This window comes from Mycolicibacterium iranicum (assembly GCF_002101705.1).
Lineage (GTDB): Bacteria > Actinomycetota > Actinomycetes > Mycobacteriales > Mycobacteriaceae > Mycobacterium > Mycobacterium iranicum.
Genome location: NZ_LQPC01000054.1, coordinates 201,024 through 224,015, shown reverse-complemented (window position 1 = coordinate 224,015; position 22,992 = coordinate 201,024). Strand labels below are relative to the sequence as shown.

General features: G+C 66.0%; 25 protein-coding genes. 11 read left to right on the top strand and 14 right to left on the bottom strand.

Translation table 11 applies throughout. From position 1 onward, the window contains the following. Both AWC12_RS26960 and AWC12_RS26955 read right to left on the bottom strand, forming a co-directional pair. The coding region (locus AWC12_RS26960) for a DUF7159 family protein (RefSeq protein WP_085178059.1) at positions 1-1,140 on the bottom strand (1,140 nt) is incomplete at its 3' end. A 62-nt stretch (positions 1,141-1,202) separates the two neighbouring features. After that, positions 1,203-2,159, bottom strand: coding sequence for a threonine ammonia-lyase (locus AWC12_RS26955; protein WP_085178043.1), 957 nt, complete (start codon positions 2,157-2,159; stop codon positions 1,203-1,205). 60 nt (positions 2,160-2,219) lie between these two features. On the opposite strand from AWC12_RS26955, the gene AWC12_RS26950 reads away from it, so the two are divergent. Then, positions 2,220-2,654: an acyl-CoA thioesterase gene (locus AWC12_RS26950; protein WP_085178058.1), complete on the top strand. Its 435-nt coding sequence runs from the start codon at positions 2,220-2,222 to the stop codon at positions 2,652-2,654. An 18-nt stretch (positions 2,655-2,672) separates the two neighbouring features. Continuing rightward, positions 2,673-3,737, top strand: coding sequence for an agmatinase (gene speB, locus AWC12_RS26945; protein WP_085178042.1), 1,065 nt, complete (start codon positions 2,673-2,675; stop codon positions 3,735-3,737). On the opposite strand, the gene AWC12_RS26940 is transcribed toward speB, so the two are convergent. Continuing rightward, positions 3,721-4,602, bottom strand: coding sequence for a cyclopropane mycolic acid synthase family methyltransferase (locus AWC12_RS26940; protein ID WP_024444888.1), 882 nt, complete (start codon positions 4,600-4,602; stop codon positions 3,721-3,723). The two genes, speB and AWC12_RS26940, sit on opposite strands and share 17 nt — an antisense overlap. Before the next feature lie 251 nt (positions 4,603-4,853). Between AWC12_RS26940 and AWC12_RS26935 the strand changes: the two genes are divergently transcribed. The 4 genes from AWC12_RS26935 (at position 4,854) to AWC12_RS26920 (ending at position 7,361) form a co-directional block, all read left to right on the top strand. After that, the gene (locus tag AWC12_RS26935) at positions 4,854-5,066 is read left to right on the top strand and encodes an Rv3202a family protein (protein WP_085178041.1); all 213 of its coding nucleotides are present in this window, start codon (positions 4,854-4,856) and stop codon (positions 5,064-5,066) included. Between the two features lie 45 nt (positions 5,067-5,111). After that, positions 5,112-5,576 carry an SRPBCC family protein gene (locus AWC12_RS26930; protein ID WP_024444886.1) on the top strand — a complete coding sequence of 155 codons (465 nt, stop codon included), beginning with the start codon at positions 5,112-5,114 and terminating at the stop codon, positions 5,574-5,576. A 75-nt stretch (positions 5,577-5,651) separates the two neighbouring features. Continuing rightward, positions 5,652-6,047: a hypothetical protein gene (locus AWC12_RS26925; RefSeq protein WP_036464116.1), complete on the top strand. Its 396-nt coding sequence runs from the start codon at positions 5,652-5,654 to the stop codon at positions 6,045-6,047. 18 nt (positions 6,048-6,065) lie between these two features. Then, a complete protein-coding gene (locus AWC12_RS26920) occupies positions 6,066-7,361 on the top strand; it encodes a cytochrome P450 (protein ID WP_207576484.1) in 1,296 nt (431 codons plus the stop codon). Here the strand turns inward: AWC12_RS26920 and AWC12_RS26915 are convergent. From AWC12_RS26915 to AWC12_RS26900, 4 genes are all read right to left on the bottom strand, one after another. Then, positions 7,358-7,825, bottom strand: coding sequence for a hypothetical protein (locus AWC12_RS26915; protein WP_085178040.1), 468 nt, complete (start codon positions 7,823-7,825; stop codon positions 7,358-7,360). The two genes, AWC12_RS26920 and AWC12_RS26915, sit on opposite strands and share 4 nt — an antisense overlap. A gap of 89 nt (positions 7,826-7,914) precedes the next feature. Further along, positions 7,915-8,325 (bottom strand): hypothetical protein, encoded by a 411-nt coding sequence (locus tag AWC12_RS26910; protein ID WP_085178039.1) that lies wholly within the window; start codon positions 8,323-8,325, stop codon positions 7,915-7,917. A 50-nt stretch (positions 8,326-8,375) separates the two neighbouring features. After that, positions 8,376-9,482 carry a glycosyltransferase gene (locus tag AWC12_RS26905; RefSeq protein WP_085178038.1) on the bottom strand — a complete coding sequence of 369 codons (1,107 nt, stop codon included), beginning with the start codon at positions 9,480-9,482 and terminating at the stop codon, positions 8,376-8,378. Positions 9,483-9,585: 103 nt separating this feature from the next. Continuing rightward, the gene (locus AWC12_RS26900; protein ID WP_085178037.1) at positions 9,586-10,515 is read right to left on the bottom strand and encodes a dienelactone hydrolase family protein; all 930 of its coding nucleotides are present in this window, start codon (positions 10,513-10,515) and stop codon (positions 9,586-9,588) included. A 109-nt stretch (positions 10,516-10,624) separates the two neighbouring features. Between AWC12_RS26900 and AWC12_RS26895 the strand changes: the two genes are divergently transcribed. The 3 genes from AWC12_RS26895 to AWC12_RS26885 are packed head-to-tail and all read left to right on the top strand — an operon-like array spanning position 10,625 to position 14,667. Continuing rightward, positions 10,625-12,427, top strand: a complete 1,803-nt coding sequence (locus tag AWC12_RS26895) for an N-acyl-D-amino-acid deacylase family protein (protein ID WP_024444879.1) — start codon at positions 10,625-10,627, stop codon at positions 12,425-12,427. After that, entirely contained in the window at positions 12,417-12,887 is a 471-nt protein-coding gene (locus tag AWC12_RS26890) for a nuclear transport factor 2 family protein (RefSeq protein WP_085178036.1), read from the top strand. Before AWC12_RS26895 ends, AWC12_RS26890 begins: the two co-directional genes overlap by 11 nt. Before the next feature lie 10 nt (positions 12,888-12,897). Next, positions 12,898-14,667 (top strand): N-acyl-D-amino-acid deacylase family protein, encoded by a 1,770-nt coding sequence (locus tag AWC12_RS26885; protein ID WP_085178035.1) that lies wholly within the window; start codon positions 12,898-12,900, stop codon positions 14,665-14,667. 73 nt (positions 14,668-14,740) lie between these two features. Here AWC12_RS26885 and AWC12_RS26880 read toward each other — a convergent pair whose 3' ends face one another. The 5 genes from AWC12_RS26880 to bfr all read right to left on the bottom strand — a co-directional run bounded on the left by AWC12_RS26880 (position 14,741) and on the right by bfr (position 20,428). Continuing rightward, complete coding sequence (locus tag AWC12_RS26880) at positions 14,741-15,844, bottom strand: amidohydrolase family protein (protein WP_085178034.1); 1,104 nt, start codon at positions 15,842-15,844, stop codon at positions 14,741-14,743. Positions 15,845-15,880: 36 nt separating this feature from the next. Then, positions 15,881-17,242, bottom strand: a complete 1,362-nt coding sequence (locus AWC12_RS26875) for a type I glutamate--ammonia ligase (RefSeq protein ID WP_085178033.1) — start codon at positions 17,240-17,242, stop codon at positions 15,881-15,883. A 21-nt stretch (positions 17,243-17,263) separates the two neighbouring features. After that, positions 17,264-17,746: a carboxymuconolactone decarboxylase family protein gene (locus tag AWC12_RS26870; RefSeq protein ID WP_085178032.1), complete on the bottom strand. Its 483-nt coding sequence runs from the start codon at positions 17,744-17,746 to the stop codon at positions 17,264-17,266. A 21-nt stretch (positions 17,747-17,767) separates the two neighbouring features. Then, on the bottom strand, positions 17,768-19,834 hold the full coding sequence (locus AWC12_RS26865; protein WP_085178031.1) for an MDR family MFS transporter: 2,067 nt from the start codon (positions 19,832-19,834) through the stop codon (positions 17,768-17,770). 114 nt (positions 19,835-19,948) lie between these two features. Then, entirely contained in the window at positions 19,949-20,428 is a 480-nt protein-coding gene (gene bfr / locus AWC12_RS26860) for a bacterioferritin (RefSeq protein ID WP_024444872.1), read from the bottom strand. Positions 20,429-20,668: 240 nt separating this feature from the next. On the opposite strand from bfr, the gene AWC12_RS26855 reads away from it, so the two are divergent. Next, positions 20,669-21,301, top strand: coding sequence for a fatty-acid--CoA ligase (locus AWC12_RS26855; RefSeq protein WP_085178030.1), 633 nt, complete (start codon positions 20,669-20,671; stop codon positions 21,299-21,301). 2 nt (positions 21,302-21,303) lie between these two features. Beyond that, a complete protein-coding gene (locus tag AWC12_RS26850) occupies positions 21,304-21,498 on the top strand; it encodes a (2Fe-2S)-binding protein (protein ID WP_085178029.1) in 195 nt (64 codons plus the stop codon). Between the two features lie 19 nt (positions 21,499-21,517). On the opposite strand, the gene AWC12_RS26845 is transcribed toward AWC12_RS26850, so the two are convergent. Continuing rightward, entirely contained in the window at positions 21,518-22,270 is a 753-nt protein-coding gene (locus AWC12_RS26845; RefSeq protein WP_085178028.1) for an enoyl-CoA hydratase/isomerase family protein, read from the bottom strand. Then, a complete protein-coding gene (locus AWC12_RS26840; protein WP_085178027.1) occupies positions 22,267-22,977 on the bottom strand; it encodes an EthD domain-containing protein in 711 nt (236 codons plus the stop codon). The genes AWC12_RS26845 and AWC12_RS26840 overlap by 4 nt, the downstream gene beginning before the upstream one ends. Between the last annotated feature and the right edge of the window lie 15 nt (positions 22,978-22,992).

The window sequence follows — 22,992 nt, the reverse complement described above, 5'->3', positions numbered from 1 at the left end:
ACCAGGGGCTGGGGGCAGCGCGGCATCCGGCGGCGGCGCGGCATCCGGCGGCGGCGCGGCATCCGGCGGCGGCGCGGCATCCGGCGGCGGCGCCGCGGGAGGCGCGAGCTCGGGGGGTGCGGCCTCGACAACCGGCGCCTCTTCCGGAATCGGTGCCGCCTCCACCGGAACCTGTTCGACGATCGGAGCGGGAGCTGCGGGCGCAGCCGGCGCGGGAGACATCCGCGCGGGCCGAGGAGCCGGGGCGGGGGCCTCCGGCAGCGCTTCGGCGGCTGGGCGTGATTGCGGGGCGGCCGGTTCGGGTGTCAGCTGCAGGGTGATGGCAGCCGATACGGATGCCACGAATGCGATCGCACCCGCGCCCAGCAGCGCAGCGGGCCAGAACCGGGCGAAGCGTCTGGCCGGGGGCTTCGTCGCTGGGCCGGCGTCTGCGGTGTCCCAGGTGGTGAACTCGCCGGGTTGCGCACAGGCCAGTGCCGCGCCGCGGGCGAGAGCAAGGCGAGCCTCGTCCGGTGAGTACACCGGCACGGCAAGCGCGTCTTCGAGAACAGGCAGGAGGCCGTCGAGGTCATCGGCGGAGCCGACGAGCACCAGGGCTTCCGGTGCCCAGTCGGCCCTGGCGAAGACCGAACTGAGCCAGCCGACCAGGTCATCCTCGGTGACCACGGCGTGATTGACCGCCGTCTGCACCGCGCTGGCACCGTCCGAATCGTCGCGCGATGAGACGACCAGAGCGATGAGCTGCTCGGGCTCGATGACGCACACGGCGGTGGTCCGGAAGCCGAGGACCTGGGCGATCCGGCGGGCCAATGCATCGGTGGCCTCGGACAATCGCACGGGAACGATGTTGTCGAACCCGGAGTCGCTGAGCGACTTCAGCAGCAGCGAGGCTTCGGTGTCGGCGTCGTCGCTCCAGGTCACTCCGATGGAATGCACCCGGCAGCCGAGGTCGGCGGCCACGGCCTCGGTACGCAGCACGGCCGCCGCAGCCTGCGCGGACGTCTCCACCGCGTTCGACCGGCCGCGCCTGCGGACCTCGAAACTCTCGCCGTCCAGGGTGACTCCGTCGTCGTCCTGGCCTTCGACCAGCACCACGCCCACGGCGGACGGCGTCACCGACAAGCCGAGAACAGCGTCCACGAACACACTCCTTCAGATCCCGGGTGACCCTACCTGCCGGGCCCCCGAAATTGCACACCTGTCTAATCCGACTCGGTCAAGATCTGCGCGAGCATCCGCGGTTCGACGTTGCCGCCTGACAGGATCGCCACCGTCTGACCCAGCGGCGTTCGAGCCTTCCGGTAGCCGGCCAGCGCCACCGCACCACTCGGTTCGGCGACCAGATGGCCACGCGAGGCGAGTTCCCGCACGGCCGAACGTATTTCGGCCTCGGTAACCGTGATGATGCCGTCCAAGACGTGCTGCAGGTGGGCGAACGTCAACGCCGACGGCTGTGAGCGAAGCCCGTCGGCGATGGTCCGGTTGCGGTCGTGTATCGACCAGTCGACCCGATGACCTACGCGCAGGCTCTCGGCAGCGTCGGCGGCAAGTTCGGGTTCGACGCCGAAGATCGCCGCCTGCGGACACAACGCGCGTACCGCGGTGCCGATCCCCGACGCCAGTCCTCCGCCGCTGACCGGGATCAGCACGGTGGCCACCGTCGGCAGGTCCTCGGCGATCTCCAGGCCGATCGTGCCCTGCCCGGCGATGATGTCGGGATGGTCGAACGGCGGGATCATGACTCCCGCGGTCTCGGTGAGGATCTCGTCGGCAACCTTCTCCCGCTGGCCCGCGCCACACAGCACGACCCGCGCACCGAGGTCGCGGGTGGACTGCACCTTGACGTTCGGTGTTTCCTCGGGCATGACGATGTGGGCCCGCAGTCCGAACGTCGCCGCCGCATAGGCCACCGCCTGCGCATGGTTGCCGCTGGAGTACGCGACCACATCGATGGGGCCCTCGGTCCGTTCTCGCACCGCTGCGATGGCGTTGAACGCGCCGCGCACCTTGAACGCCCCGATGGGCTGCAGGTTCTCCGGTTTGATCCACAACGGTCGCTCGGCATCACCCCAGCGTGCGGGCAGCAGTGGCGTACGCACCACGTGGGGGCGGATCCGTTGCGCCGCCGACCGGACATCGTCGATCGTCACGAGCTCCATGCACCCAAGTCTGATGCACTACCGCCGGCGCGCTGTGGACTGGTCCGTAGGGTGTTGCGCGTGAGCGAGCTCTCCACCCCTTTCTCGCTGCCGATCGTGCCCCGCTACGCCGAGGTGGACCAGCAGGGCGTCGTCTTCAACGGCCACTACCTCACCTGGTTCGACGAGGCCTGCACCGGTTTGCTCGACGCGCTCGATGTCGCGTATCCGGACCTGATGGCCGGCGGCTACGACTTCCAGGTGGTCCACAGCGACATCGACTTCGTCGCATCGGTTCGATGGCGAGACACGGTGCGGGTCACCGCCGAGTGCGCCCGCATCGGTACGACGAGCTTCACGATCGAATTCGAGGTCCTCACTCGCCGTGTTGGGACGCAGGAACACGTCGCGGTCCGCGGACACAACGTATACGTCGTGGTGTCGACCGACGATTGGCTCAAGCGCCCGGTCCCTGAGGCGTTGCGGATCGCATTGGAGGGGTCAGGAGACCGGTGAGCGAATAGGGTCGTCCGTATGGGTCACGATCACGGACACCAGAGGGATCTCCCTCCGGGAATGCTCGAACAGCTGGAGCTCGCGTACGCCGGCGTCGCATCCTTCGGGCACCGTCCGTTCCTCACGGAGGCCGAGCAGTTGGACACGTGGAAACCCGACGTCGCGATCGTCGGGGCCCCGTTCGACATCGCGACCACCAACCGGCCCGGGGCGCGCTTCGGGCCTCGGGCTATTCGCGCCACGGCGTACGAGCCCGGCACGTATCACATGGACCTGGGGCTGGAGATCTTCGATTGGCTCGAAGTGGTCGACTTCGGTGACGCCTACTGCCCGCATGGGCAGACCGAGGTGTCGCACAACAACATTCGTGAACGCGTACACACCATCGCCTCGCGGGGGATCGTCCCGGTGATTCTGGGCGGCGATCACTCGATCACCTGGCCCGCAGCCACCGCAGTCGCCGACTACCACGGTTACGGCAATGTCGGCATCGTCCATTTCGACGCCCACGCCGACACCGCCGACGAGATCGAGGGCAACCTCGCCAGCCACGGAACGCCGATGCGAAGGCTGATCGAATCCGGCGCGGTCCCCGGTTCGCACTTCGTGCAGGTCGGGCTGCGGGGCTATTGGCCGCCGCAGGACACCTTCGAGTGGATGCTCGAGCAGAAGATGACCTGGCACACCATGCAGGAAATCTGGGAGCGCGGCTTCAAGGCAGTGATGGCCGACGCGGTCGGTGAGGCGCTGGCCAAGGCGGACAAGCTCTACGTGTCGGTCGACATCGACGTGCTGGACCCTGCGCACGCCCCGGGCACGGGCACACCGGAGCCGGGCGGCATCACCAGTGCCGACCTGCTGAGGATGGTGCGGCAGCTCTGCTACGAGCACGATGTCGCGGGTGTCGACATCGTCGAGGTGGCGCCTGCATACGACCACGCCGAACTGACGGTCAACGCCGCGCACCGGGTGGCGTTCGAGGCGCTTGCCGGCATGGCGGCGCGGCGACGTGACGCGGCCGAGGCGGAGCCGGGACAGCCCGCCAAGTCCTATCGGGACCGGGGCGTCACTTCTCCAGAGTGAACTGGCAGATGTCGGTGTAGCCCTCGCGGAACAGGTCCGCGCAGCCGGTCAGATACTTCATGTACCGGTCGTAGACCTCTTCGGACTGGATCGCGATCGCGTCGTCCTTGCGCTTTTGCAGCGCGTCGGCCCAGATGTCCAACGTCTTGGCGTAGTGCTCCCGAAGCCGCTGCTCGCGGGTCAGGCGGAAGCCTGCCTTGCTGGCGTGCTCGGCGACGGTGGTGGGCTTCGGCAGATCTCCGCCGGGGAAGATCTCGTCCATGATGAATTTCGAGAACCGCAGGAGCTTCATCGTCAGCGGCAGCCCGCGTTCGGCGAACTCTTCGTCGCTGGGCTTGATGATGGTGTGCAGCATCATCACGCCGTCATCGGGCAGCACCTGGTAGGCGCGCTTGAAGAACTCGTCGTAGCGGTCGCGGCCGAAATGCTCGAACGCTCCGATCGACACGATCCGGTCGACGGGCTCGTCGAATTGCTCCCAGCCCTCCAGCAGCACCTTCTTGCTGCGCTTGCTGTCGCTGGCCTCGAGCGCTTGTTGGACATGTGCCTGTTGATTGCGGCTCAGGGTGAGGCCGATGACATTGACGTCATACTTTTCGATGGCGCGCAGCAAAGTCGCACCCCAACCGCAGCCGATGTCGAGAAGTGTCATTCCGGGTTCGAGGCCCAGTTTGCCCAGCGACAGGTCGATCTTCGCGCGCTGAGCTTCTTCGAGCGTCATGTCGTCGCGCTCGAAGTATGCGCAGCTGTACGTCTGCGTCGGATCGAGAAAAAGTCGGTAGAAGTCGTCTGACAGGTCGTAATGCGACTGGATGTCCTCGAAATGAGGTTGCAGATCCGCAGGGCCGCTCGGAGTTTCTGGCAAAGTACAGACCTTTGGCATTGAAGATACTGGTCGGTTTACAGGACCCCCGGGTTTGGAGGCCTAGTCAGTCCCGCTGTTCGCGCAGTTTACGCAGCGTACCCGAGAGGTACGTGAATGGGTGAATCCCCGGCTCACACCCGTAGCAACGACAGGAGACGACGAATGGGAGAGGCCACCCGGCTCTGCGACAGTACTGCCGGACTGGATCGTGCCTATCGTGTGACGTGCTGCCCCAACAACGGAGGTTCCCGATGACGACACCTGACCGCAGCCCCTACCGCGACGTGCCGGACGCCTCCGAGGCCGACCTCGCCGAACAGCAGCGCGCCGTCAGTGACGTCGACGAGGATTCCTGGCAGGACGCCCAGCGTGTCAGCCTGGACCGCGACTGGCAGGCCAACGAGGCCGATCTCGTCGAGCAGGCTCTGGTCGTGCCCGACGACGACACGGAGTTCGATCGCTGACGGCAGCGGCCGACCGCTTGCTGAAGGAGCGCGATGATGCAGGGAATGCACGGCGCGGTGACGGTGTCGATGGCGGCTCCCCCGGAACGGGTCTGGGATCTGATCGCAGATGTCCGCAACGTCGGGAAGTTCTCGCCAGAGACTTTCGAGGCGGAGTGGCTCGACGGTGCCACCGGCCCGGCGCTGGGTGCGCGGTTTCGCGGGCATGTGCGCCGCAACGAGATCGGGCCCGTCTATTGGACGACGTGCCGAGTGACGGCGTGCGAACCGGGCCGCGAGTTCGGTTTCGAGGTCCTCCTCGGCGACCGGGCGGTGAACAACTGGCATTACCGGCTGAGCCCCGCAAATGGGGGCACCGACGTCACGGAGTCCTTCCGGCTGAACCAAAGTCCGCTGATGGCGGCGTACTCGTTGCTCGGCGGCCAGTTGCGTCGGCGGCGCAATCTCAGGGATATGAGGAGGACGCTGGAGCGGATCAAGGCGGTAGCCGAGGGCGGAGCCCCAGAGTAGATGCGGCCGGGTCCGGAGCTCGGGACTAGATTCGAAGCGTGATTGCCGCGCTGTCGGGGTGGGTATCTCGCATCGGTGACTGACGCGAGTGATGCCACGGTGGACGCCGTCGGCAAGGTGACCGAAGCGCTGGAGTTCGTGGAGCGGGCCCGCGGCCATCTGTATTCGTTCCATCAGTTGATGGGCCACGCCGACCTCCTGCTCGGCGAGGCGTGCGACGCGCTGCGCGAGGCGGGCAACGAAGCGGTCGCGGAGAGGTTGAGCACGGAACTGGTCGGGCGCAACGTCTTGCAGGGTCGGTGGACGTTTCAGGTCGTCGAGGAGTTCGACGACTCGTATTGGTCGGTCTTCCGTGAGCACGAGCGCCGAGTACGCGACGAGTTGCTCGACGGTGCCCGCCATCTGCACGAGGCGCGGATGAAAGAAGACCGCCGGACACACGGCAGAAAGGGGCATGAAGCCCGGCCGTGAGGCCTACGCTTGTGCCGCATGGGTGTGGAATTGGGTGGTGTCACCCGTGTAAACGGGATCGCCCCGCCGCAGGTGCCGCTAGCCGATGTCGATCTGGGGTCTTGGGACTTCTGGGGTCAAAACGATGACATGCGCGACGGCGCGTTCGCGACGCTACGCCGCGAGGCGCCGATCTCCTTCCATCAGTCCTATGTCGCCGACCCAGAGGCCGAGGTCGCCGGGCATTGGGCGCTGACTCGCTACGACGACGTGTTCTACGCAAGCAGGCATCCCGAACTTTTCAGCTCGGCGCTCGGCATCACGGTGGGTGACCAAACCCCGGAACTGGCCGAGTATTTCGGTTCGATGATCGCGATGGATGATCCGCGGCACACCAGGCTGCGCAACATTGTCCGCAGCGCGTTCACGCCCAGGGTCCTGGCCTTGATCGAGGACTCAGTGCGCCTGCGAGCCCGCAGCCTGGTCGAAGACATGATCGCCGCCCATCCCGACGGCCACGGCGAGCTCGTCGCCGAACTGGCAGGCCCGCTGCCGCTTCAGATCATCTGCGACATGATGGGCATCCCGGAGCAGGATCATCAGAGGATCTTTCACTGGACCAATGTGATCCTAGGCTTCGGTGATCCCGACATTGCCACCGATTTCGACGAATTCGTCTCCGTGGCAATGGGTATCGGCGCATACGCTACCGAGCTCGCCGACGACCGCCGTGTCAATCCCGGCGATGATCTGACCACCGCGTTGGTGGCGGCCGAACTCGACGGTGAACGGCTGACGTCTGCCGAGGTGGCGTCGTTTTTCATCCTTTTGGTGGTGGCGGGCAACGAGACGACTCGCAACGCGATCAGCCACGGTGTGCTGGCGCTCAGCCGTTATCCCGAGGAGCGGCAGCGCTGGTGGTCGGATTATTCAGGCTTGGCGCCGACAGCGGTGGAGGAAATCGTCCGGTGGGCCTCCCCCGTCGCGTACATGCGACGCACCGCCACCGCGGACATCGAAATGGGGGGCGTGAAAATCGCTGCCGGGGACAAGGTTTCGCTGTGGTACGGGTCAGCCAACCGTGATGAATCGAAGTTCGCCGATCCGTGGCGGTTCGACGTGAGCCGCCACCCGAATCCGCACGTGGGATTCGGGGGCGGCGGCGCCCACTTCTGCTTGGGTGCCAACCTCGCACGCCGGGAAATCACGGTGGCGTTCGAGGAGTTGCACCGACTTGTTCCCGACATCCAGGCGACCGCCGAGCCGGATCTGCTGCATTCGGCGTTCATCCACGGCATCAAGCGGTTGCCGGTGACCTGGACGCCCCCGGTTTAGCGCGTGCCGAGGTCTGGGCGCATGCGCTCGGCGTCGGCGTTGCGGTAGTTCCCCCGTCCGGCAGTGTCTTCTCCGACGCCGTCACGGACGTCCTTCTGTCCGTTCGTGTCGTCGTGCTTGACCCGGGGGTCGAGCTTGTCGGCGTGCTGACGGCGTTCGTCGAGATGCTCCTGCGAACTGGTCAGCGCATCGCGGCGGCTGGCCGCGGTGTCGGCGAGCCGGGCGGCCTCGGCCGCCTTCGCCTCGGCTTCAGCCTGGGCCGCACGGGCTTTCGCTTCGGTCTCCTCGACGATCGTGGCCTGACGCTCGACACGCTGGGTGTCGTGGTGAACCTCTTCCCGGATGCGATCCGCCTCCTGCGCGCGGCGGCGGTTCCGACTCTTGCGCCCCGCAAACACGACGGCGCCGATCAGAATGATCGCGACGACAGCGACCACGATCCATACGACGGTGTTGGTGTCCATGCCGATTCCTTCGCTCGCGGGGGCGGTCGCGGTTGACGACCCCGTCGATCGCCGGATGCCCGGGCCGTGATGTGCCTAAACCGGAGCAATCACAGCGTGGCGGTGAGCGGTCCGTTCTCGTTGCAGACCGTTTGCGGCGGGTTTCCCGTCGACGCACATCCGCGACCGGTCGCGGTATAGGTGGCGCCCGGTCGGTAGGGCTGGAAGAAGACCTGCGCGGGCCGGATGCCGCGCCCTTGTGTGCATTGGCCTGGGCCTTCGGCGCCCTGCATCTGGATGCAGGCCGCCGTCTCGAAGGTGGTGGCTCCGTTGCACGCCCCGATGTTGAGGATGGCGGTGACCATGTCGGTGCCCGAGACGTTCACGACGCTGGGTGCTGACAAGTTGTAGGTGCATCCCGAGGATGCCGGTTGCGTTGGCTCCGGCTCGGCGCCTGCGGCCACGGCGGTGGTTCCCAGCAGTGACGCGGCGGCGGCCAGGACGGCGAACGTGCGGAGCATTCCTGGATCGTAGAGCAGCGTCGGGCGCGTCAACCGGCGAATCGGCCGGGCTAGCGGACCTGCAAAGCGCTGAGCATTCCCGCGGCCGAGCGCGGCCAGGTGAACTGTTCTGCCCGTCGTCTCGCGGAGTGGCGCCGGTGGGACTCGGGCCGGGCCAGCAGCGTCGTGACGGCATGCGCGATGGCGCGCGGGTCGTTGTCCGCGGTTGCGCCACTGTCGTGGGTGAGGATCTCGGCGAGTGCCGAGGTCCGCGAGACCACGGCGGGTGTGCCGCAGGCCAGCGCTTCCAGCGCCGCCAGGCCGAACGTCTCATGGGGGCCTGGGGCCAGCGCGATATCCGCGCTGGCCAGGATTCCCGCAATGGTGTCGCGGCAGCCGATGTAGCCGGTGAAGTCGACGGGCAGTCGCCCCGCCTGCCGTTCCAGCCGGGCCCGCAAAGGGCCCTCCCCCACGACGACCAGTCTGGCGTCGACGCCTGAATCACGAAGTGCGGCAACGGTATCGATGCTTCGATGGGGATGCTTCTCCACCGAGAGCCGGCCGCAGTGCACCAACAGGAGTTGATCCGGCCCCGCCCACCGTTCGCGTACCGCCGCCGACCGCCAGCGGGGGTGGTATTGATCGAGGTCGACTCCGAGTGGCACCGTCATCAGGTTGGTTGCGCCGATCCGGTCGAACTCTTCGCGCGCGAACGCCGTCGTGCACACCACGGCGTCGTAATTGGCCGCCGTGCGGCGGTTGGCCACGTCGGCAACCGCACGCGCCACCGACATCGGAAGGATCTGTGCGGCAAGGCGATCCAGCCGCTCGTGGGAGATCATCACGGTGGACACGCCGTGTCGCTGTCCCCACGGCCCCAGCGACCGCAGGGTGAGCCGGTCGGAGACCTCGAGCGCGTCGGGCCGAAGCTGTTCCAGCAGATCTGTCACGGGCCGTGGATGCACAGCGCGATAGCCGCCCGTGAACGGGATGAGGCGTGCGGGCAGGCTGACACGAACGACGCCCGACGGCAGTGTGGTCCACTCGTGGTGTCGTCCCGGCACGATCAAGAAGACCTTGTGACCTGCGGCGCAGTACTCGGCGCCCAGTCGGTCCACGGCGGTGCGCAGTCCACCCGAGCGGGGGCCGTAGAAGTTCGCCACCTGAACGACCCGCATGGCTGCATCACAGCCTGTCGGGGTGTGCTGAGGGCAACGGCGAGTCAGCGGGTCGCTGAACAGGAGGTTGACGGCAACCGTGAGCGCGCGTGCGAGGGGGCTGCTAGCCCACGTGGGTGGCCAGCCAATCGATTGTCCGCGTCCACGCGTCGGCGGCGGCGGTCGGGTCGTAACGGTCGCCGGTGTCGTTGAAGAACGCGTGGTTGGCGCCAGGTTCGGTGACGAGCTCGTGCACGAGTCCCGCCTTCTCCAGTGCGGCCTTGGCGACGGGTTCGGTGGCGTTGACCCGCTGGTCGAGTTCACCGTAGAAGCCGAGCACCGCGACGTCCCTGGACCCGGCGAAATCGGGGTTGTCCGGCGTTGACCCGTAGTAGGGGAAAGCCGCGGCGAGTTCCGGGCTGCCTGCTGCCAGTAGTCGCCAGACGAGACCGCCGCCCATGCAGAAGCCGATCGCGGCGACTTTCTGGCCTGGCGTGCGGTTCTGCACTTCGGCGATGCCCGACTTCAGGTCCGCAACCATGTCTTCAGGTGCCCGGTTGCCGAGAGCAGCGGTCGCCTCGGCCGGATCGGCGAACGTCGCGGTGCCGCCCTGTTCTGACAGCAGGTCGATCGCCAGGCTCGAGTACCCCGCCCCGGCCAGCCGGCCCGCCACCGATCGCACCCAGTCGTTGAGGCCCTTGTTCTCGTGGATGACGAGGATCCCGCCCCTGGGGCTCGCGGCCGCACTCCAAGCTCCCTGCAGCTCTCCATTGGGACCCGTCCATGTCACCGGGGCGGTGGGAAGCGCCTTGTCCATGCCGGGCGGAGGCCCGGCGGGCTCCGTGGCCGACGGCGCCGGGGACTGCGACTCGGTCGAGGCCGCCGTGGTCTGGGTCTGTTCCTTGTTCTGGCCGCATGCAGCGATCAGCGCGGTCGCGGACGCCGTTCCGATACCGAGCAGCGCAAGCCGGCGCAGCGCTTCCCGCCTGGACAGCAGGCCGTCCACGTGGTCGGTGGCGATTTCTTCTGCGATGTAGCGCTGCAGTGGCGTCACGACTCAAACGTACGCGCCTCTGTCCTGCGTGCAGCCAAGAGTAGACAGACGCGGAAATCTGTTCACCGATTTCGTTGACACGTGACTTCGTGGACTGTTCGATGATGTTGTGACTTACGACACGATCATCCGCAACGGCCGCTGGTTCGACGGCTCGGGCGCCCCGTCCGCGGTGCGCACCATCGGCATCCGGGACGGGCACGTCGCCGCCATCGTCGATGGCGAGCTCGACGAGGCCGGCTGCCCGCAGGTGATCGACGCCGAGGGGCAGTGGGTGCTGCCCGGCATGCTCGATATCCACACGCATTATGACGTCGAGGTGCTCGGCGGACCGTCGCTGTCAGAGTCGCTGCGCCACGGAGTGACCACGGTGCTGCTCGGGTCGTGCTCGCTGTCCACGGTGTACGTCGGCGGCGAGGACGCCGGCGACATCTTCGGCAGGGTCGAGGCCATTCCCCGTGAACATGTCATCGCCGCAGTCGATCGGCACAAGACCTGGTCCAACGGTGAGGAGTACATCGCCGCGCTCGAATCCCGTCCGCTCGGCCCCAATGTCGCGGCGTTCATCGGCCACTCCGACATGCGGGCGGCGACGATGGGACTCGATCGCGCCACACGTAAGGACCAGCGCCCGACCAGGGCTGAACAGGCCCAGATGGAGCGCATGCTCACCGAGGCGTTGCGGGCCGGATTCGTCGGAATGTCGTCCCAACAGTTGCTTTTCGACAAACTGGATGGCGATGTGTGCCGCTCGCGAACCTTGCCGTCCACCTACGCCAAACCTCGCGAACTGCGGCGTCTGAAGTCACTGCTGCGCCGATCCGGACGCATCCTGCAGTCCGGGCCCGACATCGAAAACCCGCTGAACGTGGCGTCTCAGGTGTTCCAGTCCCTGGGCATCGTCCGCAATCCGCTCAAGACGAGCCTGTTGTCGGCCGCCGACGTGAAGTCCAATCCGTTCGCAGTGAAACTCATGGGACCTCTTGCGCGCCTTGCCAACCGGTTCGGTGGCGACTTCCGATGGCAGCACCTGCCGGTGCCGTTCGAGGTGTATGCCGACGGCATCGACCTGGTGATCTTCGAGGAGTTCGGCTCGGGAGCGGCCGCATTGCACCTCAAGGACGAGGTGGAGCGCAACGAGCTGCTGCGCGACGAGAACTACCGCCGCGCCTTCCGCAAGGACTACGACGCAAAATTCGGGATGCGGGTATGGCATCGCGATTTCTTCGACGCGACCATCGTCGCCTGCCCCGACGCATCGGTGATCGGAAAGTCGTTCGGTGAGGTCGGTCGACTCCGGGGTGGTGTGCATCCCGTCGATGCGTTCCTCGATCTGGTGCTCGAGCACGGTAAGGAACTGCGTTGGCGCACCACGATTTCCAACCATCGACCCGACGTTCTCAAAAAGCTGGCACGCGATCCCGGCATCCAGATGGGCTTCTCCGACGCCGGCGCCCACCTGCGCAACATGGCGTTCTACAACATGGGCCTGCGCCTCCTGCGTCACGTGCGGGATTCGGGGAGGGCCGGGCAGCCGTTCATGACCGTCGAGCAGGCAGTGCACCGGCTGACCGGTGAGCTGGCGGATTGGTACCGGATAGATGCGGGCCACCTTCGCCTCGGCGATCGCGCCGACATCGTGATTCTCGACCCCGAGCGGCTCGACGCGACGCTCGACGACTACGCCGAGGAGCGCGTGGACCAGTACGGCGGACTATCACGGATGGTGAACCGCAATGACGACACCGTGACGGCGGTGTTCGTCGGGGGCGAGGCGGTGTTCCTGGACGGGGAACTGACACCCGTTGTGGGATCGCAACGGACCGGCCGCTTCCTGCGCGCCGCCCACAAGGCCCCGGCGCTTGCCGCACGGCCACCGGTACGGAAAGAGGTACTCGCACATGTCGGTTGACCAGATGACACGGACCGGCGAGGTCGAAGCCGTCGTCCACGGCATGTGGGAGGCGCTCTCAGCGCGCGACTGGGACGGGCTCAAGACGTTCCTGGCGCCGGAATGCATCTACCTGGACATGCCGGTGGGCCCGTCGGCCGCCGCGCGGGGACCCGAGGACATCGTCAAGCGGCTGAAGATCGGTATCGAACCGCTTGCCTCATACCAGAACTTCACGGGCCTGATGGTCAGCAACGGTGTCGATGTCATGTACGAGCACCACGAGGAATGGCATTGGACCACAGGCGAATCCGCCGTGCTGCAATTCGTCACAGTGCATCGCGTCGAGGGCGGCAAGATCACGCTGTGGAAGGACTACTGGGACATGGCGGCTCTGGCCAACCACGCCCCACCCAGCTGGTTGGACGACTTCGCCAACGCCGACATGTCGTGGGTGTTCGACGCGACCGGACTTGTGTGAGGAGAGATGCATGCTTGACGTGAAGATCACCGGTGGCACCGTGGTGGACGGCACCGGCGCCGACCGTTTCCGCGCTGACATCGGCATCAAGGACGGCCGCATCGTCGAGGTCCGCCGCCGCAGTGAATCCGGGGTGGACGACGTCGGCCTGCAGACCGAGGCGGCACAGGAGATCGACGCGACAGGACGCGTCGTCGCCCCCGGATTCGTGGACGTCCACACCCATTACGACGGGCAGGTCAGCTGGGATGCGACGCTGGAACCGTCCAGCCTGCACGGGGTCACCACGGTGGTCAGCGGCAACTGTGGCGTCGGCTTCGCGCCGGTACGGCCAGGCAAGGAACAGTGGCTGATCGAGTTGATGGAGGGCGTCGAGGACATCCCGGGTTCCGCGCTCGCCGAAGGGATCACGTGGGAATGGGAGAGTTTCCCGGAATACCTCGACGCCATCGGCAAGCGCGAACTCGCCATCGACTACGGCACGCAGATCGCCCATAGCGCCGTCCGCGGCTACGTGATGGGTGACCGCGGCGCCCGCAACGAAGATGCCACGGCTGAGGACATCGACGCGATGGCGCGCCTGGTGCGAGAGGGTATCGAGGCTGGGGCGCTGGGCTTTTCGACGTCGCGCACTGAAGCCCACCGTGCCCTGGACGGCACCGTGATGCCGGGAACCTACGCCGTCGAGGCAGAACTGCTGGGCCTCGGCCGCGCGATGGCCGCAGGTGGTCAGGCGGTCTTCGAGTGTTCGCCCGCGGGTACCGCCGGTGAGAACGATGCCGCGTCTTTGACCGAACTCGACCTGCTCACGCGCATCGCCGAGGACATCGACCGGCCGGTGTCGTTCACACTGCTGCAGACCGGTGGGGCTCCGACGCTCTACCGCGAACAGCTCGACCGGATCGGGAAGGCCCACGACAACGGGATCGCGGTGTACGGCCAGTTCGCTGCGCGCCCGTTCGGAATGCTGTTCGGCTTCCCGGGCTACCACGCCTTCACCCACCGGCCGACCTATCGGGCGTTGAAGGCGAAGTACACAACCGACGAACTCGCAGTGAAGCTGGCCGAACCAGCGGTGCGGGCGGCGATCCTGGCCGAGGACGATCTGCCGCCGCAGCCGGTGCCGATGTTCGACGCGCTGTTCGCGCTGGTGCAGAACGCTCTCGACCGCATCTATCCCATGGGGAATCCGCCCGACTACGAACCGACACCGGACATGACGGTGGCCGCGATCGCAGAACGCACCGGCGGCGACCCCCTGGCGACTCTGTACGACCTCATGCTCGAGGACAACGCGACCGCGATGCTGATGCTGCCGTTCTTCAATTACGCCGACGGCAACCACGACGCCATCTACGAGATGATGTCGCATCCGGGCACGGTGTCGGGCCTGTCCGACGGCGGCGCGCACTGCGGTCTGATCTGCGACGCGTCCTATCCCACGTTCCTGCTCACGCACTGGGCCCGCGACCGCCACCGCGGTCCGAAATTCTCGCTCGAAACCGTGGTGCGCAAGCAGACCCTGGACACCGCAACGCTTTTCGGGTTGTCCGACCGGGGTGTGATCGCTGTGGGCAAGAAGGCCGACATCAACGTGATCGACATGGACGCGCTGCGCTTGGATGTGCCTCGAATGGTGTACGACCTGCCCGCGGGCGGGCGCCGGCTCATCCAGGGCGCCTCCGGTTATGAGGCCACCATGGTCAGCGGTGTGGTCACGCGGCGCCACGGGATCGATACCGGCGCCAGGCCGGGCCGGCTGCTGCGCGGAGTCCGCTAGTCTCCTTCGCCGAAACTGCATTCCGCGCGCACTTTTCACGATTTTTACCGCGCGGAATGCAGTTTCGGCGGGACTAGAGCTGGTAGACGCGCGTCGCGTTCTGATGGGCGATCAGGTCGACGACCCGGATCGCGTCGGCCTCGCTCCACTCGCCCGCGTCGACAAATTCTTGCAGTACTCGTCCTACCCCGTTGCGCCACAGGCGGGCTCCGAGGTAGTGCAGCTCGGCGGGCCCGAAGCCGTCGGAGGAGTACAGAATCTTGCGGAACGGCGCCATCTCCAGCAGCCGGCCGATGAAGGCGGTGGAGCGGGCGCCGAGGTAGTTGATGGACAGCCCGCCGTCGAGATAGACGTTGTTGAAGGCCTGGGCCAGGTAGCCGGCTTCGCGCTCGTACGGGTAGCAGTGCAGCAGCATCACCGGGGTCTGACCGCTGACGCGCAGAAAGTCCAGCAGGTGAAGGGGGTTGGCGGCATGCAGGTCGCAGTCGCGGTCTCCGAAGCCGACGTGGAACTGCAGCGGCTTGCCCAGCGTCAGCGCCCTGTGTAAACCGAAGCGAAGCAGAACCCGGTCCATCAGCCGGGTGCCGCCGGCTTCGCGCCAACGTGCGGCGGCATGTCTGACTTCCGCCGGTGACGGTTCGGAGAGATCTCCGTTGAAACCGCCACGGTAAGCGAGCACCGACTTGGTGGCGACCGCGGTTCGGGCGTGCCGCGACAGTGCTTCGTCGAATGCCGCGGCGTATTCCCCTGTTGCCGCCGCGGCTTCTTCGGCGACCGTCTCCAGCCGGACCACCTCGTGCACCCGGCCCGCGCCGAGTCCGGCAAACTCCCCCAGATCAGCAACCCCCGCCGCGAATCCGGTGTCGACCAACCAATCCGAGACGTTTGCACCGCCGAGCAACCGCCGCGCCAAATCTGCTTCCGGGATCGCGCTGCGCGCAGCCCAGTACGTGTCTGCATCGGTGTGCCGCTCGAGGCTGATCGCAGGGGCACAGTGCGCGCGGACCGCGAACCCGAGCTGGGTGTCGAATGCGGTATCCAAGTCGGCGATCGGTTCGGTGTTGGCCTCGTTGAGCGCATTCTCGAACCGCGCGCGGTTCACCGGATTGAGCCAGCAGCCGTGCACGTGGTGGTCGATCAGCGGCACTGTCTCGACGTGTTCGCGCAGCGCCGTCACTCACACACTCCCGAACATCCAGATAATCCGGAACATTCAGACGCTCCAGGCGAGCCGGAACTTATCGGCGAGTTCGTCTGGTGTGAGCTCGCCGTAGTTCTCGATCTCATAGCGGCGCACTGCAAGCACCGCGTCGACGACCGCATCGCCGAGGATGCCACGCATCTTGGTCGACGCGTCGAGGGTGTCCAGAAGTGCCGACTGATCGGTGCCGAGCACGGTGATCCCCGCCTCGGCGCGCGCCGTATCGGTCAGGCTCGACGGGTCGACGGCGACCTCGTCGGGCAGTGTGAGGCCGCTCTCGATGCCGTCGAGCGCCAGCCCGAGAATGGCCGCCGACGCGAGGTAGCTGTTGGCGGACGGGTCGACGATCTTGACTTCGACGTTGGCGCCGTAGGGGTTCGCGTCGCCACCGGTCAGGTACCGTACGGCCGCTTCCCGGTTCTCCGTGCCCCAGCAGGCATACGCACCCGCCCAACTTCCCGGCTGCATGCGGAGACCGGACAGAATCGACCCACTCAGCACGCCCTGGGCATCCTCCAACCCGGCCAGCACGCCCGCGACGGCGGCCGCGCCTTCCGAGGTCATCCCAGCGGGGCCGTCCCCACCGGAGAGAAGGGGAACGCCGTCGCGGACGAGCGAAAAGTGTTGATGAGCACCGGAACCGACGCTTCCGGCGAACGGAACGGGCGACATGCTGACACGCATGCCGTACTTTCTCGCGACGCGGCCGATGATGATGCGCATCAACGTCAGCTGATCTGCGGCTGCCACCGGGGGCTGCGGTGCGAGTGAAATCTCGAACTGATTCATCCCGTACTCGGGATGGAATTGCTCGACCGCGACCGCCGATGCCGTTGCAGCCGCGGTGACGTCACAGACAAATCCCTCGTGCTCCAGTACGCCGGCCAACCCGTACTGCGCCCACAGGTGCGCGGGCAGTCGCGCGCCGTCGGGTCCGACTAGCACGAACTCGATCTCGTGTCCGACTACGGCGCTGAGTCCGGCGTCGGCCAATCTGTTCTCAACTCTGCGGAGCGCGCCGCGGCTGCAATACGGATCGGGGTTTCCCGCCTGGTCGAAGAATGACCCTGGCGCCCAAGCGAATCCGTCTCCGAGAATGCGCAGGGCGCCGAGGTCGATGCGAATCCTCTGGTCACCGACCACGCCGGTGGAATCGCCGAAGACGATGCCCGTCTGGTCGATGGTGAACACGTGCCACACCGGACTCGCCCCAAGCCCGGGGTCGGCGAACGACCCCATTCTGCGTAGCGGAACGGTTTTGGCATGGGTCAATCCCGCCGGATTGACGACGGTGCCGATGAGTGTGGCGACACCGTCGGCCTCGAGTTGGGCGATCGCTGCGGCGGCGAGTGGTTTGGCGGCCATATCAGCCATTCTGCCGCCGAGCGACTCGCCTTACAGGGTGATCTTGCAGCTCTGCCCGATGTCGAGGGTCCGCAGCATGCGGCCCATACCGACCCACATCGCACACGAGATCGCCAGGTCGGTGAGCAGTTCGTCGTCGAAATGCACGGCGGCGCGCTCCCAGAAATCCTCATCGTCACGAAGCCCGGTGTGGTCGGTGGCGAAGCGGTGTGCGAACTCCATCGCGATCCGTTCGGCGTCGCTGTACCCCGGCCACGTCCGCCACTGGGTGGCGTAGTCGTAGAACTCTTCGCTGATGCCGTTGGCTTCACCCTGGGAGTCACGCGTGTTCTGGCACACCACGCATTCGTTGGCGTAGGCGATGACGATCCGCGCCGCCTCCCGCGTCCGCATCGGCAGGCGGCTCTTGGTGTACACCGCGTTCGTGAATTGGGCCATCGCGGTCCCCAACTCGGGCGATTTCACCGCGAAGCCGGTGACGTCATCGTCGGCGAAATTCCCGATTCGGCTCATGGGGGCAAATTGTAACGTGTTTCACTTTCCCGCCGTGGCGAGTTCTGTGCGGTCGTCGTTCCAGTCGCGCTGGACCAGGAGCCGCTGCGCGATCCGCTCCAGCGCCGCCTCCACGTCGGCACGATCCGGGCGTCCCTCGAACGTCGGCGAGGTTGCCAGCTTTTCCACGATCCTGCCCACCAGCGCCGAGGTCGCGCACGACACTTGCCGTGCACCGGACTGCGTCAGCCAGAGCTGGTCGCCGGTGCGCAACGCGTGCCCGCATTCGACGAGCCGGTCGAACGTCGGCGCGAGCACCTCGGGCGGCACCCGCAGGCGTTCGGCCATCTCGGTCAGCCGGGCCGAGCCGAAGACCTGGCTCTGCCGATAGATCTGGATCAGCGCCCACAGCAGCGCGATGTCCGATTCGCAACCGTGGGTGCCCGCGATGCTGCGCAGCTTGATCTCCGGAGAGTGCCGCACGAGTCGACCCACGGCCGTCTCCAGCAGCTTCTCGGGGTCTTCGGAGGACGGCATGCCGAAGCCCTCACCCATGTCCAACGCGGTGGTGGTTTCGATGTCGCGCAGTGGCACTTCCTTGAGCGTCAGCGCCACGAGAAAGCCGATCACCGCGACCGGTGCCGCGCACAGGAACACAAGACCCAGCGAGTCGGAGTACGCCTCGACGATCGGTGCTGCGACGGAATCGGGCAGCTGGTGGAGCACCTGCGGCGATTGGGCGGCCGCGGGCGGAGCCCCACTCGCGGCCAACGCTCCAGCGATCCGGCTGTCCAGGAAGTTCGCAAACAATGACCCGAAAATCGCTGCGCCGAAAGAACTTCCGATGGTCCGGAAGAACGTGACGCCCGACGTCGCGACGCCGAGGTCGGAGAAGCTCGCCGTGCTCTGCACGATGAGTACGAGAACCTGCATGCACATCCCGATGCCGGTCCCGAGGATGAACAGATACGCGCTCTGCTGCAGCACAGGGGTGGTCGCATCCATCTGCGACAGCAGGACGAAGCCGAGCGTCATCACCGCCGTGCCCACGACCGGGAAGACTTTGTAGCGACCGGTCCGGCTCACCAACACCCCGCTGCCCATCGAGGTCAGCAGCAGCCCTCCGACCATGGGCAGCGTGCGAAGGCCGGATTCGGTGGCCGAGACGCCGTCGACGAACTGCATGAACGTCGGCAGGAACGTCAGCGCCCCGAGCATCGCGAAACCCACGATGAACGACAGCACGCAGCAGACGGTGAAGACGGGGCTGGCGAACAGCCGGATCGGCAGCACCGGCTCCTCGGCGCGCAGCTCCACGCGAACGAACGCGGCCAGTGCGATTACCGAGCCGACGAACAATCCGATGATCACCGGTGATGACCAGGCGTAGGTGCTGCCGCCCCAGCTGGTGGCCAACGTCAGGCCTGAGGCGCCGAGACCGATCAGGACGATCCCCGCGTAGTCGATGACCGGTTTCCCGCGCTGGCTCAGTGACGGAATCGTCGCGAGGGCCACCCCGAGCACGACGATGCCGATGGGCACGTTGATCCAGAATGCCCAACGCCACGTCAGATGGTCGGTGAAGTAGCCACCGAGCAGCGGCCCGATGACCGTGGTGACGCCGAAGACGGCGCCGAGGGCACCCTGGTAGCGGCCGCGGTCGCGCAGTGGGATCACCTCGCCGATCAGCGCGGCGGCCGTGACCATCAGCGCGCCACCGCCGATTCCCTGCAGGGCACGCGCTGCGACCAACATTTCCATCGACGAGGCGATGCCGCACAGGATGGAGCCGACGAGGAAAAACAGCACCGCCGCGGCAAAGATGACCTTGCGACCGAACAGATCACCGAGCTTGCCGACGATCGCGGTGGCGATCGTCGAGGCGAGCAGGTAACTGGTCACGACCCACGACTGGTGCCCGGCACCGCCCAGATCGGCGACGACCGTGGGCAACGCCGTCGCGACAATGGTCTGATCCAGCGCCGCGAGCAACATGCCGAGCACCACCGCGACAAAGATGACGTTCCGGCGCTGGACGCTGACGGGTGCCGGCTCGGAACGCGCTGAGGCTTCGCTGGTCTGAGGACCTGCTGCCGGCGACGCTGTCATACCTGCCCTCCCGGTGAACCGTTTACTCCCTCTACATCATCGTTAGACGACCTATGGAAGTTACGGTACTCGGGGCACGGCATTCCCCCGGCTGAGGGACCTGAACCTCTGTGGTTACTGCGGCGGCCGCGACACGCACTGCGCGAGGTAGAGCTCCTCGCCGAGCTTGCCCATCAGCTCCAGCTGAGTCTCCAGGTAGTCGATGTGGAGTTCCTCGTCGGCGAGGATCTCCTCGAACAGGTTCGCCGAGGTGGCATCGCCCTTCTCGCGGCACATGATTACGCCCGGCTTCAGGCGCGCGACGACCTCGTACTCGATGGCCAGGTCGGCCTCGAACTGCTCGCGGACCGTCTGTCCAACGCGCAGCGAGAACAGACGCTGGTAATTGGGCAGACCGTCGAGAAGCAGAATTCGATCAGTGATCTTTTCCGCGTGAACCATTTCCTCAAACGATTCTTTGCGGGTGTGTTCAGCCAATTCGGTAAAGCCCCAATTGTCCTGCATCTTGGAATGCAGAAAATACTGGTTGATCGCCGTCAATTCGCTCGTCAATTGCTCGTTGAGCAATTTCAGAACTTCGGGATCGCCTTGCATGGCTTGCTCCTAAGAACATCGTTGGCTGATGGCGTGCGCTATCTGCACCGACTGCGTGCAGGCCCTCTCAATCTAGTCCATGAAGGGCTGTGAAAGGTCGTCGGTAAGCCTGTCGGAGCCGGGTTTTCGGAAACTTAGTCCACCTTGAGTGCCAGATCAGGCCCACACTCTGGACTGCCTACGCTAAGTAAGGTTAGACTGCGCTAACTGTTTGGCCGGGTTGATAGGTAAGGGTAACCGATGGGTGAGTACGACCTCCACTCATTCATCCTTGCCTGCGATTTCCGGGTCGACGATCTCGAGGCCATGTGGGAATGGCTGCAAAAACACCGCGACGGGCTTTCTTCCATCGGCGCGCACCACGTAGTTCTGTACGAATCGATCTGGGAGCCGCGCCGCGTCCTGGTAACTATTGGAATTCGGCAGGCCCGGTCCATTCGGGACGTCTTACGGTCCCCGGCGATTTTCGAATGGTTCAATATTTCCGGCGCGGACGACATTCCACCGATTTTCGGAGGGGAGGTCGTCGAGAAGATCGATCTCGACGGCGCCACTCCCGAGGGTCACGTCGGGCGGGTCGTCGTCGGCATCATGTCATCCGTCGACGACGTCGCCACGCTGATGGAGAAGGTCCACGACGGTCTCGAACGATTCAAGCGCGGCGGCGTGCGCAAGATTTGGGTCTACCGCGCCCTCGACGACGGCCATGAAGTCCTGATCCTGCAGGAGATCGCCGACGAGTCCAGCGCGCGGCAGTGGATCGAGCATCCGGACGCCGCCGCGGAGTGGATGACCAACGCGGGTATGGGTGCCTACCCGACCCGCTTCGTCGGCAGGTTCGCACACCTGATGAGTGTCGGCGGGGGTGATTAGCGGTGTTCGTCTGCCTGTGCACCGGCACTACGAGCCACGTGGTCAACGAGGTCGTGGCCAATGGGGCACGCACATCCAAGGAGATCGCCGAGGCCTGCGGTGCCGGCGGGGATTGCGGTCGGTGCCGCCGCACTCTGCGCGCCATCATCGAAGCGCATTTCAGAGTCGTCGACAACAGGCGCGAAAGCGTGCGCTGATCCTCGTGCCGTACGAGCGTCAGCTCTTGTCGGTGAATGCGGCCAGGGCGGCCGCATTCGCGGCACCGCCGAGCAACTCCTGGAAGTGCGCGTTCTCCCTCTGGGTGGCTGCGGCAATCTCGGCCCGGTAGGGCGCCACGATTGTCTTCTTCACGGCGACCAGGCTCGGAATCGAGCGCGAGGCAAGGATATCGGCGTGCCTGCGAGCTTCCGATAACAGATCGTCAGGCTCACAGACCTTCCATGCGATGCCCATACGCTGGGCTTCCTCGGCATCGACCCACTCCGACGACAGCAGCAGCCATGCCGCATTCTGCCTGCCGATCAGCTGCGGAAGCAGGTATGACGATGCAGCTTCGGGCGCGACGCCGAGACTGGTGAACGGGCACTTCAGCCGGGCCGTCGTCGACATGAAGACCAGATCCGCATATCCCAGGATCGTGGTCCCGATGCCGAGGCCGACGCCGTTGACCGCGCAGATCAGCGGCTTCGGCAATTCGGTGAGTGCGTCGATCATGGTGGTGAAATGACTTCCCTCGGAGGTCAGCGACCCGTCGGCGATGCCCGCCTGCATCTCCTTGAGGTCGTTGCCCGCGCTGAACGCCCGGCCGGCGCCGGTGATGAGCACGACTGCGACCTCGGGGTCGTCGGCTGCCTCACGGATCGCCGTCGCGGTGGCCAGGTAGAGCTCCTGGTTGAAGGCGTTGAGTGCTTCCGGCCGGTTGAGGACGAGGGTGCGGACCCGGTTGTCGTCGCTGATCTGCAGAGTCACGGCTGCACTGTATCGAAGGGATCGCGCAATACGTAGCGGCTCGTCGGCACGGTGTCGACATTCTTGTTGGCGCCGAATGCCGTTGTGCTGGCGACCATCTTGGTCATCCGATCGTTGAGGTCGGCATCGTCGGCCGCACCGAAGAAGGCGTGCAGATCGGAGATTGCCTCGATCGGGAAAAGTTCTTCGACGATGGCATCCACCCGGGGAGCGTCGTCGGTCAGCGCACGCACCACGGTGTTCTGCACGTAGCCGAACGTTGACTGCGTGTCGATCGCGACCTGGGTGTGGTCACGGTGCCAGCGATGCAACCACGTCCGCTCATCGAGATCCTCGGGCCTGCGCAGCAGCGCGACATTCGCAAAACCCGGGGTGCGTTCCCCCGGTTCGGTGCGCGGGGCTGCAAGTGGTACCGACTCGGTCACCAGATATGCGGCGAGTTGATCACACGTATCGCCCAGAACTTTTGTGGCCGTGTTGATCTGGTCGCCGTAGTACTGCGAGGTCCACACGCTCACCAACGCGATCACCGGCGGGTCCAGTGTCGTCAAGGTCATCAGTGAGTCGGAGACTGCCGCGTCGCGGACGTTGACGGTCAATCCGAAGACGCCGGCGTCGAGCAAGCTACGGGCGGCGTCGGTGCGCAGCCGGGTGCACCAGGCGTCATCGCCGGGCGCGCCCCGCAGAGCGATGATGACTTTCTCCACTCCGCGAACATAGCC